Source organism: Streptomyces sp. NPDC051976, from assembly GCF_040680795.1.
In the GTDB taxonomy this organism is placed as follows: domain Bacteria; phylum Actinomycetota; class Actinomycetes; order Streptomycetales; family Streptomycetaceae; genus Actinacidiphila.
Genome location: NZ_JBFAXL010000010.1, coordinates 88,515 through 102,983 on the forward strand (window position 1 = coordinate 88,515; position 14,469 = coordinate 102,983).

A 14,469-nucleotide genomic window follows, 5' to 3' on the forward strand; every position below is an offset into this window, starting at 1 on the left:
ACCTGCCTGCCAGTACCGAACCACATTGGGGAGCATTGAGATGGCAACAACGAAAATCACCAGTCAACTCCTGCGCTGGCTCGTATTGCGAGAAGGCTGGGCGGAGGACAGTACGGACCTCTTCGCCCGGTTGGTTCGCGAGGCACCGGTCGTGCGTTTCCCGGGCGCCAACGGAATGTGGGTGGTGTCCCGCCACGACCTGGTGACGAAGATCTCGAACCACAAGGGGTTCGCCACCGTACGGCCGACGTTTCCCGAGCATTCCCGGGAGAACAACGCGGACTTCGTCGATTTCTTCACGCAGTCCCTGACCTTCCAGCCGCCCGATGACCACCGGCGGCTGCGGGGCGTGCTCGCCGGCGGGTTCACCTCCCTCTCCCTCGAGCGGCTGCGTGAGCGGACCGCCGCTCTCATCGACGAGCTGCTCGCCCCGCTCGTCGCCGACGGCGGCGGTGAGTTCGTCTCCCAGGTGGCCGTACCCCTGCCCTCCCTGGTCACGGCGGCGCTCCTCGATCTGCCGGAGGAGGACTGGCCGAGCGTGACGGGCTGGGCGCGGGGCATGCTCGCGCAGCTCGGCGCGGCCTACTTCGGGGCGGCGACGCCCATGGACCCGATCTCCATCGAGCAGTTCCGGGCTCTGCGGTCCTATGTGGACGAGGTCGTCCGCAGGCGGGAGAAGAGCAGGGGCCCGGACGTCATCTCCCGGCTCGCCGCCGCCAAGGACGCCCGGCAGGTGAGCCACGAGGAGGTCGTGAACCTGGTGCTCCTGCTGTTCATGACCGGCGTGGACACCGTGACCAGCGCCCTGGCCAACTCACTTGTCGGCCTGCTCGGTCGGCCGCAGGAGTGGCGGCGGGTCGTCGCGGACCCGGACCGCGCGGGGGCGGCCTTCGAGGAGTCCGTCCGGCTGCTGGCCCCTGCCGCGATCGGTGTCCGGACGGCCCGCGAGGACGTGGCGTTCGGCGCCCGGACCGTCCGCGAGGGCGATGTCGTGATGCTGGCCTACGCGGCCGCCAACCTCGACCCGCGCCGGTTCGAGGACCCGCTGGAATTCCGGTGGGACCGGGTGCAGAGCACATCGATGACCTTCGGCCACGGCCGCCACTACTGCCTCGGCGCCCGACTCGGCCTGATGCAGGGCGAACTGGTGCTGCGGAAGCTGGCCGGTACCGATGTGGCACTGGCGCGGACCGAACCCCTGGTGTGGAGAAACGAGTTGGCCTTCAACAGCCCGGCCGAACTCCGGCTGCGCTTCGGTCCCGACACCGCGGTGCCACGGCGAGAACTCTCCCGAGGGATGTCATGAGGCTGCTGCGGCGGTTCGGCCGGAACCGGCCGGTGCGGACCAGGCATGTGCGCCAGGTGGAGGAGGCGGACTGCGGCGCCGCGTGCCTCGTCGCGGTCCTCGGCTGGTTCGGACGGCACGTGGAACTCGAGGAGTTGCAGCGCGAGTCGGGCGGCGGCCGCGACGGCCTCACGGCGGCGGTCCTCGGGCGGACCGCGGCGCACTACGGACTGGCCGGCCGGGGCAGGCGCATCCGGCTGTCCGGCGACGACCGGACCGACATCCGGGCGATGCGGTCGCTCAGCACACCGGCGATCCTGTTCGTCGACGGCAACCACTTCATGGTGCTGGACGAGGTCACGCAGGACGGATGGTTCGTCCTCAACGATCCGGCCGGCGGCCGGTGCCGGATGGCCCTGGCGGAGTTCCGTACGCGCTTCAGCGGCATCGCGCTGACCTTCGTGCCCGCCCCGGACTTCGTACCCGGCGGCCGGCGGGACCCGTTCGCCCGCGAGGTCGCGGCATGGGTGCGCTCCCGGTGGGGACTGATGACCGGTGCGGTGGTCGCGGGCGCGCTGTCCGCCGTCCTGACGGTGGGTGCGACGCTGCTCATGCGAGCCGTCGTGATGAAGCTGGACGTCGCCGACGTCTCCGGGGCGCACCGGCTGATGACGGCCATGGCCGGTGCCACGCTCGGTGTGCTGCTCGCCAGTTGGGGCCAGCAGCGGCTGCAGTCCGCGCTGCTGCGCGGACTGTCCGCGGACCGCTCACGGTCGTTCATGCGGACACTGCTGCACCTTCCGTCCGCCTTCTTCGACCGGCGCTTCATCGGCGGTGTCGCCGCACGGGTGCAGATCTCGGACACCATCGCCAACCAGCTGACCGGAACGGCCGTCCCGGCGCTCGTCGGTGGCATCAGCATGACCGTCCTGCTCACCGTGCTGGTCGTCCTGGCACCTGTGGCGGCGCTGTTGGCGGCGTCGGGTACGGCGATGTCGTTCGTGCTGCTGCGCCGGATCACCACGGAGGAGTCCTACCGGCAGGGACGGCTGCTGGCCGAACAGGCCGTACGGGACGGCGAGGTGATCAGCGGCCTCAACATGATCGAGACCCTCAAGGCGGAGGGAAGCATCAGGCGGCTGCTCGACCGCTGGGGCCAGGCGCACGCCAGAGGCACCACGCTCGCCCATGAGTCGATGGTGTCGGCTCAGCGCATGATGGCCGCGGTCACCGCCGTGGACTCGGCCGCCTCCGTCGCCGTAGTGGTCTGGGGCGGGCTCGCCGCGGGCCACTGCAGCCTGTCGTTCCCCGACCTGATCTCCGTGATCACCCTGGTCGGCGCGTTCCAGGCGGCTTCCGGGACAACGGCCCGCAGCGGACTGGCGGTCAGCGGCCTGCGCAGCAGCCTCGCGTCCTTCCGCGATGTCGTCGGCCCGGCCGCGGCGCTCTCCCGGCCGGACGCCACGCCCCACCCGGTGCGCGAGGCCCGTGCGGTCGCCGCGCGTACGCACCGGGCCGGGCGCCTGGAGATCTCCGGTGTCGCGTTCGGCTACGACAGCAACCAACCGCCGCTGCTCAAGGGGTTCAGCGCTCTGCTGGAACCGGGCGAACGGCTGGTCGTCGTCGGTACCACCGGAAGCGGGAAGTCCACCCTGGCACGGCTGGTGGCCGGTTGTGTACGGCCCTGGGCGGGCGAGATCGCCCTGGACGGCCGTCCGCTGGACTCGTACCCGCCGGGAACGGTCGGATATGTGAGCCAGCACCCGGTGCTCTTCGAGGGGACCGTCGCGGAGAACGTCAGGTTCGGCGGCACCGAGGTCGACGAGCTGATGATCGAGGAGGCGCTGGCGACCGCCTGCCTGGACGGGGTGGTCGCCCGGCGCGGCGGGGCCTGGGGGGCCAGGGTCGAGGCGAACGGCCAGAACTTCTCCGGTGGTGAGCGCCAGCGGCTGGCGCTGGCCCGAGCACTGTGCCGCCGGCCCGGTCTGCTCGTCCTCGACGAGGCCATGAGCGCGGTGGAAGGCCCGCTCGAGGCCAGGATCGACGGCAACCTGCGGCAGTCGGGGCTGACCACCCTCATGATCGCGCACCGGCTGGACTCCGTGTCCGCCGACGATCTGATCCTGGTGCTGGACGGCGGTTCCACCGTGCAGGTGGGCACCCACAGCCGCCTGTCCGCGGAATCCGGGCACTACCGTGCCCTGCTGGGAGCTGCCCGATGACCGCGACAGTCCTCGACTGGCCCTCGTGCCGGGCCGCGCTCCGGCAGGTGCTGCCGGTGCTCGGGGTGCCAGGTGCGGAGGTCCCCACCGAACCGCCCTCCGACACGGACCCGATCGCCATGGCGGCGGCCCGGGCCGGCATCCGCGCACGCCACGCCGTGCTGCGCGAGTCGCTGGACAGCCTGCCGCGGATGCCCATCGTCGCGGTGCGCCGCGGAGAGGCCATGGTGCTGCTCGCCTCCCGCCGGGGCTGGACGATCAGCGCGCCCACGTCCGGCGCCCCGACCCGCGCCCTGGCCCAGGCGGACATCGACCAACTCGACCGCCACGCCTGGGTGATGGAGCGGCGGCTGCCGTCGGAGGGACTGCGCGGATGGCGGCTGCTCCCCTTCGCCCTGCGCGGTTCCGGCCCGGCGATGACCGGCACGGTGGTGACCGGCCTGCTGGTGTCGGCGCTGTCCTTCGCCGTACCCGTGGTCTCCCTGTTCCTGGTCATGGCACTGCTTCTGCAGCAGGACGGCAGGGTGCCCTGGCTGTGCCTGGCGGTCATCTCCACCGTTCCGCTCGGCTGGCTGCTGGGCGGCTTCCGCGACCGCTGTGTCGCGACCGTACAGACCGGACTGCAGGCCGGGCTCGAACCGGCGGTGTGGGACCGCCTGTTGCACCTCCCCCTGTCCTTCTTCCGGCGGCACTCCACCAGCAGGCTCTTCAACCACGCGTCCGGTGTCGGCCGGCTGCGGGGCATGCTCGGCTCGTCCGGTCTCGACGCCCTCGTCAACGTGGTCTTCGCGGCGCTGGCCGTCGCGCTGCTCAGCATCGTCGACGTGGTGCTCGGCCTGGTCGCCATGGGGATCGCCATCACGCTGCTGGCGGTGGTGAGTTGGCTCTCCTGGAGACAGCACAAGCACGATCTCGAGGTGTACGACGCCGTGGAGAGCGTGCAGTCCACGGTCTACCCCGCACTCCTGGGGATCGACGAAGTCCGTGTGTACGGTGCCCAGGACCTCGTGTTCGCGCGCTGGTGGAAGATCTACTCACGCCAGAAGCGCGAGGACGACGCGGGGCTGCGCTATGCGGAGCTCTCGATGGCGCTCATCTCGGCGGCACTTCCGCTGTTCCTGTCGGCGCTGCTGCCGCTGATCGCGGCCCGCGGGATCGGCGGCCAGGCGATCTGGGCGGCGTCCTTCGCGGCGGTCCAGCTCAACCTGGTACTGATCCGCCTTCCCGTGGTTCTCCAGGCGCTGCTCTGGGTGCCGGCGATGCACGCCCGGCTGCTGCCCATTCTCACCACCGCGCCCGAGGTCGAGCCGACCGCGGCGCTGCCGGGACGGCTGACCGGATTCGCCGAACTGCGGCACGTCACCTTCGGCTACGCGGACTCCACCGAGCCGGTGCTGAACGGCCTGAACCTGTTCGTCCACCCGGGCGAATTCCTCGCCGTGGTGGGCGAGTCCGGTTCGGGGAAGTCGACGCTGCTGCGGCTGCTGCTCGGTCTCGACCGTCCGGAGCGGGGCGCGGTCCTGCTGGACGGTGACGATCTGCGCGATCTGGACCTGGACGTGGTCCGCGGTCAGATCGGTTACGTCCCGCAGGACAGCAAGGTCCCCCGGGGCGACATCCGCTCGATCATCCTGGGCAGCAGCGTTCGGCGCGACGACGCGACCGCGTGGCGCTCGGCCGAACTGGCGGGTATCGCGGGCGACATCAGGGCGCTGCCCATGGGAATGGACACGCAACTCACCGACGGCCTGACCGGCTTCTCCGGCGGACAGATGCAACGGCTGCTGATCGCCAGGGCTCTCGCGAAGCAACCGCGGTTCCTGCTCCTCGACGAGGCGACCAGCGCGCTGGACAGCGCGACCCAGGACCAGGTGAGCGCCGCCATCGACGCGCTGGGGATCACCCGGATCGTCGTCGCCCACCGCCTGTCCACCATCCGGCGAGCCGACCGCATCGTCGTCCTTTCCCAGGGACGGATCGTCGAGTCCGGAACGTATGAGGGCCTGGTCGCCGCCGGCGGTCGCTTCGCCGCCCTGGCGGCCTCGAACCTTATCTGAAGAGGAAAAGCACATGGGAAAAGTCACCAGGTTCAAAAGGTACGTCCGCAGCACCACGGTGCCCGGGGATGCGGTGTACCTCAGCGCCGAGCACCCGCGGCAGACCCGGCTGGAGGGCCGGCTCATCGAGTCGATGGCACCGCTGCTGCAGGGACGGCACAGCCGGGAGGACATCATGTCCGAACTGGCGGGGGAGTTCGGCTCCCGGCGGATCGGGCGGGCGCTCGACGCGCTCCTGTCCGCAGGACATGTCATCGAGGCCGACCCCGAGACGGACGAACGCGAGGGCGGCTACTGGGAGTTGCTCGGCGCCGACGGCGATCGGGCGACTCGCGCGATCCGGGGCGCCACCGTGAACCTGGTGACGGTCGGAGAGGTGCGCGGCGACTGGTTCACCGAAGCGGCCGCCGAGTTCGGGATCGCGATCGACGAGGCCCGGGGTGCGGCGCCGACCGGTGCCGGGGGTGCGGCGCTGACCGTGGTGCTCACCGACGACTACCTCCGCCCCGAACTGACCGAGATCGACAGCCGGGCGCGGGAAGAGGGCCGCCCGTGGCTGCTGGTGAAGCCCGTCGGCTGTGTCCTGTGGGTCGGTCCGGTCTTCGAGCCGGGGGTCACGGCGTGCTACGAGTGCCTGCGGATACGGCTGGTCAACAAGCACATGCTGCACTCCTACCTGCGCCAGCGGGGAGCGCTGGACGAGACGCTGCTGAGCTCGATCGCCGATGTGCCGGGCACCGTGAAGGTCGCCACCAGGATGGCCGCGCTGGAGGCCGCCAAGTGGCTCGCCGGGGTCGGTACCGGCGCTGCCGCGCCCGGCCGTGAGCCGTCCCCGGCGCGGGTGATCTCCCTGGACACCGTGGCCCTCGCGCTGGACCACCATCCGGTCACCCGCCGTCCGCAGTGCCCGGCCTGCGGCGACCCCGATCTGCAGGCGGCCCGCCAGCGCTCCGCGCCGGAACTGGTCAGCCGGACCAAGGCGACCACGGGCGACGGCGGCCACCGCGCGCAGGATCCCCAGCAGTTCCTCGACGCCTACCAGCGCTTCATCAGCCCCATCAGCGGACCGGTGAGCAGCCTTGTCAAAGTGCCCCTCGATGTCGAGGGTCTGCACACCTACACGGCCGGCCAGAACTTCGCCGTGCCGATGGCTAACGCGGCCGACCTCCGTGCCGGTCTGCGCAGTTCGAGCGCGGGCAAGGGCATCAGCGACGTCCAGGCGCGAGCCAGTGCCCTCGGCGAGGCCATCGAGCGCTACTCCGGAGTGTTCCACGGCGACGAGGCACGGATCGTCAGCTCCTACCAGGACCTGGGCCCCGACCGGGCGATCGACTCCAACGCCGTACACCTGTACAGCGAGCGGCAGTTCACCGAGCGCCTGGAGGGAAATCCCCGCCGGTCCCACTTCCACTGGGTCGGCGAGAAGCTGGACCCGGCCATGCCGCTGGAGTGGTCACCGGTCTGGTCGCTGACGGAGCGGCGGCACAAGTATCTGCCGACCTCCGCGCTGTACTTCGCCTACCGGAACACGGAGTTGCCGTTCCACGCGGGCGCCAACTCGAACGGCTGCGCCGCGGGTACGAGCCTGGAGGACGCGATCCTGCAGGGCTTCTTCGAGCTCGTCGAGCGGGACACGGTGGCCATGTGGTGGTACCACCGGCTGCGGATGCCCCGGATCGACCTGGAGTCCTTCGACGACCCGTACTTCGCCCGCTGGCAGCAGCGCTACCGCGCCCTGAGCCGGGACACCTGGGTGCTCGACGTCACCAACGACCTCGGCATTCCGTCGGCGGTCGCGGTCTCGTACCGCACCGACAAGCCGGCCCAGGACATCCTCTTCGCCCTCGGCTGCCATTTCGACATGCGCATCGCCATCGGCCGGGCCCTGTCGGAGATGAACCAGTTCCTGCCCGCGGTGATCCCCATGAGGGCCGACGGCACCGGTCACTACGCCTACAACGACCCGGACCAGCTCGACTGGTGGCGCACCGCGACCGTGGACTCCCAGCCCTATCTCCTCCCCTCCGACGCCCCCGCGCGCACCGCGGGCGACTACCCGGCCGTCGCCTCGGACGATCTGCTCGACGACGTCCGGCGCGCCCAGCGGATCGTCGAGAGCAAGGGAATGGAGATGCTCGTCCTCGACCAGACGCGGGTGGACATCGGCCTCCCCGTCGCCCGCGTCATCGTTCCGGGCATGCGGCACTTCTGGCCCCGCTTCGCTCCCGGCCGGCTCTTCGACGTACCGGTGGAGCTGGGCTGGCTCGACCACCGGACGACCGAGCACGACCTCAACCCGATTGCGATGTTCCTGTGATGAACGACCACGCGACCACCTGCCCCGCCCTCACGCTCGGCACCGTCCTGCGCCAGGGCGTCGGACTGCGGTACCAGGACTCCGACCTGCTGCTCTCCAGCGGCGACCGCTTCGGGTTCCGGCTCAGGAACGTACCCGGCGGCATTCTCGACGTGCTGAAGGGCCTGGCCGAGCAGGCCGTGCCCAACGACGGACTGGACGCCCGGCTCGCCGCACGCGACAAGCAGCGACTGGCCCGGGTCCTGGAGCGCATCGCTCCCCTTCTGGCGACCGGTCTGATCCTCGACGGGCAGGAACTCGTCTCGATCGAGGCCACCGCGCCGGCTCGCCCGTACCGTCCGGTGGACGTACCACCGGACGCACCCGTACGGCTGTCGAAGTTCGCCCTGCTGCGGCGGCGTGAGGGCGTGCTGGTCCTGGAGTCGCCGCTCGCCGCGCACCGCTGTGTGGTGAAGGCACCGGCGGCGGCCGCCGCCATGGCGGCTCTCGCGGGCATCGGCACCCCGGCGTCCCTCGCCTCGCCCGCACTTCCGGAGCCGGCCGCCGCGGAACTCGTCGGGCACCTGGCGGGCGCGGGCTTCGTGGACGTCGGCCGGCTCGGCGAGAGCGGCGTCACGTTCCCGGACGACGCGAACGACGTGGTGCGGCAATGGGACTTCCACGACCTGCTCTTCCACTCCCGCAGCCGGTTCGGCCGCACCGATGAGCCGTTCGGCGGCCGATTCCCGTACAGGGGAAGGATCGACCCCCTTCCGGCGGTGAAACCGGCCCCGCCGGGAGAGGGGGTCGAGCTGTACCGGCCGCTGCTGGCGGAACTCCTGAAGACCGACCCGGGGTTGCTGGCCGTGATGGAGAACCGCCAGTCGCTGCGGGAATACGGTGAGCGGCCGATCAGCCTGCGGCAGATCGGTGAGTTCCTCTACCGGGTGGCCCGGGTCAAGGGCACCTACGGACCCCGCCCCGACAACGGCATGCCGTACGAAGCCAGCACCCGTCCCTACCCGTGCGGCGGCGCCGCCTACGAGCTGGAGCTCTACCTGACCGTCCGACGGTGCGAGGGGCTCGATCCCGGCGTCTACCACTACGACCCGCTCGGCCATCGGCTGCGCCTGGTCAACTCGGACGCCGTGGTGCGGCAGGAGATGCTGGACTTCGCCTCGACCTCGACGGGCGGCATCGCGGTGCCGGACGTCCTCATCACGATGACCTCCCGCTTCCAGCGGCTCTCCTGGAAGTACCAGTCCATCGCCTACGCGGTGACCCTCAAACACGCCGGCGTGCTCTACCAGACGATGTACCTGGTGGCCACCGCGATGGGCCTGGCCCCCTGCGGCCTGGGCAGCGGGAGCAGCGAGGCGGCCGAGCGGGCCTTCCACCTCGACCCGCTGCGGGAGTCCTCGGTCGGCGAGTTCCTCCTCGGCAGCGCCCCGAGCAACCGCCCGGTACCGGAGAGCGACCGCGGCTGGGCGGACTGGCGACCGGCAAACGACCCGCAGTGGCAGCGAGAGACCCGCCACCTGCTGCCCTGACAGCGCCCGGACCCACACACGAAGGAGGACCGCAGTGACGGAAAGCGCCTCGCTCATCGTCTCCCGGGCCGCCGGCCTGCCTGTCGCTGCGCTGGAATCGCTGCGCACCACCGAGACCCTGCGGCTGGTGCGCGAGGCACTCGCCGAGCGGGACCGCGCGCGGGGACTGGCCACCGGACTGGAGAACGCACTGGAACGGCTGGTGCCGTCACCCGACCTCGACCGCCCGGAGCGCCGTGCGGCTCTGCGGCTGCGCCGCGACATCCACAACCTGAGGCTGTCCCAGGCCACTTCGGCCGCCGCCACGCTGCTCGTACCCCACCTCGACGCGGACCTCCGGGCACGGCTCGCCGACTGGCAGGAGGCGGCAAGGGCGTGGTGCGAACTCCTGGCACAGGCGGAGCAGACGGCCCTGGCCGAGACCGCGCGCGCCGGGGCGGCCATGCTCAGCCGGCTCAAGGACCCGAGGATCGTCCGTGGCGGCCTGGCGCTCGCCAGCCCCGCCTTCACCGCCGAGCTGCTGAAGCACCCCGCCGGTACGGCGCCCTCCTGGGACTCGAAGCTGGCCAGGAGCGCCACGGCCTACCTCACCAGGGGGACGGTCAAGCCCAGCCCGTTCGGCACGCTCACCACCGTGGGCCTGTCGGACTGGGAAGGGCGGTCCGCGGACGAGGGCACGAAGAGCCTCGCCGCCGTCTCCACGCACCGAGCGGTGGCGCTCGATCTGCTCCGGGCCTGGGTCGAACACGCCGACGCGCCACCGCGGTTGGGCGTTCTGCGCAATCCGAGCACCCGCCGGCTCGGTACCCGCACCTTCGCCGCCCTGCCGCTCTACGGGCGGGCCAACGGGGTGTTCCTGCGCGAGGACGAGATCACGGACTGCGGCGAGGCCGCCCAGGTACTCGACAAGCTGCCGCCGTATCCGATCTCGCTCGCCAAGGCGGCCGACGTGCTCGGAGTCGGCCAGGACGAGGTCGCCCGGTGGGTGGCCCTGGGCCTTCTGCACCCGGTCACACCATGGGCGTTGTCGCAGGGCCGCCACTTCCGGGCCTTCGCCGAGGTCGTCGACGAGACCCCTGGGGCCTTCGCGGACGCCGTGCGCGCCCTGGCCGACGTGGAGGCCCAACTCGACGGCGACCCGCAGGCGAACGACGTGGTGGGACTGGACCGCCGCGCGCGCTCCGCGACAACCGCCGCCTATCGCGCGCTCGACCGGCGGCCACCCGACTGGCTGCCCCACGTCGGGCTGCTGCACAACGCGGCCGGCCACGGACAGGAACGCTGCCTGCCACTGAGCGCGGCCGTACGCGACGATCTCCACCGCGCCGTCGCGGAGACGCGCCCACGACTCCACCGGGTCGAGCTCTACGACCGCATGCTGGAGCGCTTCACGCACTGGTACGGCACCGGTGGCTCCGCGGACCTGCTCACCTTCTGCTACCGGCTCCTCACGACGGACTTCTCCCCGCTGTGGTACCTGAGGCCCGGGGCGCGGGAGCGGACGCTCGCCGTGGGCGCGGCGGGCCACGGCACCGTCGGCAGAGCCACCCACACGGTGTTCTTCCAGGTGGCGGCCCGGTCGTGGAACCAGGTCGAGCGCGGCGAGCACCTGACGGTCGTGAACACCCTGCACTGCGGGTTCACCGGGCTGCTCTCGCGGTGGGCCGCCATTCCGGCACTCCACGACCGGCTCGACAGCGCGTTCACCGCGTGGTTCGAAGGACAGCATCCAGGCTGCCGGGTCTACCAGATGTCGGCGCACGCGGACTGGGTCGGGTTCCAGCGCCCCACACTGCGCGGGATTCCCCGCATCGGCTGGGGAGCCGATCTGGCCGACGAGGGCCATGACGCGCACGATCTGCGGCATTTCCGTCTCGTGCACGACACGGCCACCGACACCCTCCAGGTCCGCGATCACGACGGTCTGCCCGCCGCCTTCGCGTATCTGGGCGCCATCTCCCTCAGCCAACTCCGCGGCGTCGACCGGGTACTGGCCACTCTCAGCGACCCGTGGATGCTCCAGCCGCCGGACAGCTCACCCTCGCCCCACCAACCGCGCCTGCAGCGGGGCAGGGTGGTGCTGCGCCGGGAGACCTGGCACATGGCGGCGCACCAACTGCCGCGCCCCGTACGAGGCCAGTCGCCCGCGCGCTTCCTCACCGAGGTGGAGAGCTGGCGCCGACAGCACCACCTTCCCGACGAGGTCTTCCTCACCCAGACAACCCAGATACGCAGCGAGTACCGCAAGCCGCAGTGGATGGGATTCGACCACCCCCACTCACTGTGGGCGGTGCTCCGCCAGATCGAGGACTCCGTGACCGTCGACATAGCCGAAGCACTTCCCGCGAGCACCGAGCACTGGGCACCGGAGGGACAGGACAGCCCCACGGCAACCGAGTTCATCGGGATGGTGCGTCATGACTGAACCCGCCGGCTGGCTCTACTACCGCGTCTACCTCGCCGACCTCCCGGAGATCAGAACCCTCGTCGAGCAGGTGGTGGCCCCGACCATGCGCCGTCTCACCGCCGAACGCCCCGGGCTGCGGTGGTTCTTCCTGCAGTACGTCGACCCGCTCGGCGTGCACCTGCGGCTGCGGCTGCACACACCGCTGAGCGGCATCAGCGCCTACGAGACCGTATTCGACGAGGCGTTCGCCGTCGCCCTGGACCACCTCCGGGCGCACTCGGGACCCACCGCCGGTCAGATGAGCCGCATGGTGGCCAAACGCCTCTACGAGCCCGAGTACGAGAAGTTCGGCGGGCCCGAGGGTGTGGCCCTGGCGGAGCGGATCATGCAGCGCGGCAGCGAGGCGGCGCTGGCCTGCGCCCACCCTGGGGTACGCCCGCTGCGCACGACGGTCGGCGCGGCCCACACCGACCTGCTCGTCCGCCGGTTGCCCCCGGAAGCGCAGCTCTCCTTCCTGCACCAGTACGCCTGGTACTGGTCCGGTCGCGCCCGCTCCGACACTCCATGGCAGCCACCCGTGCCCGTCCTGGACCCGTCGGACCCGGCGGCCGTCCGCCGGGCCCATCGGCTGCGCGTCCTGATGGACGAGTCCCTGGAGGACCCGTACGTCGGGCCGGCGCTCACGCACTACACGGCGGACTTCTGGCGCCTGGTGCACACCGCTGAGCGGTCGCGCCGCGACTATCTGACGGCGTTTCACCACATCCATCTCATGAACAACCGGCTGGGGATCGTGCCCGGTGAGGAAGTGCAGATCGCCCGACTGCTCTGGCTGGAACGCCTGACCGGCGGCCGCGCTCGCACCGACACCAAGGGGCAGGCGGCATGACCGTGCGCAGCGGCCCACATCGGGGTCCGGTGATCCAGGTCAGCGACCTCACGGTCGACCACGGCTCCAGGAAGTCCGTGGACGCCATCTCGTTCGAGGTCCACCCGGGAGAGATATTCGCGCTGCTGGGAACCAACGGTGCCGGAAAGACCACGACGCTCGACGTGCTCGAGGGATATCTGAAACCGTCCTCCGGGCAGGTGTCCGTCTTTGGAGTCGACCCCTACGCGGCCCGAGCGGCGATCGCCTCCGAGATAGGGATCATGCTGCAGGAAGGCGGATTCTTCGGAAACCTGACGGTGGCCGAGACGATCACGGCGTGGCGGCGCTTCACCCCGAACGCGGTGTCCGTCGGGGAAGCCATGGCTCTGGTCGATCTCCGGTCCAGATCCCGGACGAAGGTCGGCCGGCTGTCCGGGGGCGAGCGGCGACGGCTGGATCTGACCCTGGCTGTTCTGGGCAGGCCCAAGCTGCTCTTCCTGGACGAGCCGACGACCGGGTTCGACCCCGAATCACGCCGGGACACCTGGCACTTCCTCCAGCGCATGGCGGGCGACGGCGTGACCGTACTGCTCACCACGCACTACATGGAGGAAGCCGAATTCCTCGCCGATCGCATCGCCATCATGGACCGCGGGAAAATCGTCCGCCAGGGCCCGGTCGCCCAGTTGCTGGCGGAGGAGTCCAGTATCCATCTCTGGCTGCCCGCCGGTTTCAGGATCACCGCCGGGGACCTGCCTCCGCTACCGGCGCACCGGGTGGAGGTGGGCGGCGGAAAAATCAGTGTGGTCACGACGTCCCCGCAGGCCGCGCTTTTGCGACTGATGGTCTGGGCCGACCGGAACAATGTGACGTTTCAGAGAATCGAATCCCGGACCGCCTCACTGGAAGACGTCTTCCTCGACGTGGCGACCTCCGGAAAGGCGGGAGCATGACCTGGATGCGCTTCACCTTCTCTCAAGTGCTCCTGTCCCAACGGGTCTACTGGCGTGATCTGGGATTCGCTCTCACCGGAGCGATGATGCCGCTCGCCCTCAGCCTGGCATTCGTCGTCAGCCAGCGCGGCAACGGGATGATCGAGGGTTTCGGGGCCGGTGTGTTCCTGCTCCCCGGGTTCATCGGCTTCGTCATGGTCTGGGTCGTCTACAACATCATCAACTCCGCGGCGGCCCGCCGTGACCGCTTCGTCTACAAACGGCTCCGCGGAACTCCGCTGCCCGACAGTGCGATCCTCACAGGAGAGGCGGTGAGCGGCAGCATTCCCAGCCTGCTGCAGGTCGTGCTGCTGATCGTCGTCGGAGGGGGACTGGTCCACAGCCCCGCCCCTCGCAACATCCCCTTGCTTCTCCTCGGGATCGTCCTCGGCACTCTCACGTTCGCCATGCTCGCCATCGCCGTGTCGGGGCTGCTGCCGAGCGGAGAGGTGTCGACCTGGATCGTGACGCCGGTGATCCTCCTCATGATGATGACCTCCGGCGTGGCGGTTCCGCTCTCCAGCCTTCCCGACTGGAGCCGGCACCTCACGCCCTACCTTCCCTCGAGTCCCGTCGTGGAGATCCTCAGGACGGCGTACCTCGGCCGTGATTTCGCCAGCCACCCCATGGCCGCCCAGGGATTTCCACCCGTCGGCCTCACCGGTGGATTCCGCGCCTGCGCGGAACCGATCGCCCTGCTGTGCGTGTGGATCGCCCTCGCCGTCTTCCTGGGCCGCCGCTACTTCCGGTGGGACCCCCGGCGGGGAAAGTAAGTCAACTCCAAGACAA

At 70.5% G+C, this 14,469-nt stretch carries 9 protein-coding genes; all 9 read left to right on the forward strand.

Going from position 1 to position 14,469, the window contains the following annotated elements; genetic code table 11:
* Positions 1-40: 40 nt before the first annotated feature.
* The 9 genes from AB0M29_RS13755 to AB0M29_RS13795 are packed head-to-tail and all read left to right on the forward strand — an operon-like array spanning position 41 to position 14,453.
* Positions 41-1,306 (forward strand): cytochrome P450, encoded by a 1,266-nt coding sequence (locus AB0M29_RS13755; protein WP_365382438.1) that lies wholly within the window; start codon positions 41-43, stop codon positions 1,304-1,306.
* Positions 1,303-3,507 carry an ATP-binding cassette domain-containing protein gene (locus AB0M29_RS13760; RefSeq protein WP_365382439.1) on the forward strand — a complete coding sequence of 735 codons (2,205 nt, stop codon included), beginning with the start codon at positions 1,303-1,305 and terminating at the stop codon, positions 3,505-3,507. The genes AB0M29_RS13755 and AB0M29_RS13760 overlap by 4 nt, the downstream gene beginning before the upstream one ends.
* Positions 3,504-5,564, forward strand: a complete 2,061-nt coding sequence (locus AB0M29_RS13765; RefSeq protein WP_365382440.1) for an ATP-binding cassette domain-containing protein — start codon at positions 3,504-3,506, stop codon at positions 5,562-5,564. Before AB0M29_RS13760 ends, AB0M29_RS13765 begins: the two co-directional genes overlap by 4 nt.
* A 13-nt stretch (positions 5,565-5,577) precedes the next feature.
* Positions 5,578-7,881: a TOMM precursor leader peptide-binding protein gene (locus AB0M29_RS13770; protein WP_365382441.1), complete on the forward strand. Its 2,304-nt coding sequence runs from the start codon at positions 5,578-5,580 to the stop codon at positions 7,879-7,881.
* Positions 7,881-9,410, forward strand: a complete 1,530-nt coding sequence (locus AB0M29_RS13775) for a SagB family peptide dehydrogenase (protein WP_365382442.1) — start codon at positions 7,881-7,883, stop codon at positions 9,408-9,410. Before AB0M29_RS13770 ends, AB0M29_RS13775 begins: the two co-directional genes overlap by 1 nt.
* 34 nt (positions 9,411-9,444) lie before the next feature.
* Positions 9,445-11,835: a lantibiotic dehydratase gene (locus tag AB0M29_RS13780; RefSeq protein WP_365382443.1), complete on the forward strand. Its 2,391-nt coding sequence runs from the start codon at positions 9,445-9,447 to the stop codon at positions 11,833-11,835.
* Positions 11,828-12,706 (forward strand): thiopeptide-type bacteriocin biosynthesis protein, encoded by an 879-nt coding sequence (locus tag AB0M29_RS13785; protein ID WP_365382444.1) that lies wholly within the window; start codon positions 11,828-11,830, stop codon positions 12,704-12,706. Before AB0M29_RS13780 ends, AB0M29_RS13785 begins: the two co-directional genes overlap by 8 nt.
* Positions 12,703-13,641 (forward strand): ABC transporter ATP-binding protein, encoded by a 939-nt coding sequence (locus AB0M29_RS13790; RefSeq protein WP_365382445.1) that lies wholly within the window; start codon positions 12,703-12,705, stop codon positions 13,639-13,641. The genes AB0M29_RS13785 and AB0M29_RS13790 overlap by 4 nt, the downstream gene beginning before the upstream one ends.
* Positions 13,638-14,453: an ABC transporter permease gene (locus AB0M29_RS13795; protein WP_365382446.1), complete on the forward strand. Its 816-nt coding sequence runs from the start codon at positions 13,638-13,640 to the stop codon at positions 14,451-14,453. Before AB0M29_RS13790 ends, AB0M29_RS13795 begins: the two co-directional genes overlap by 4 nt.
* Positions 14,454-14,469: the final 16 nt, after the last annotated feature.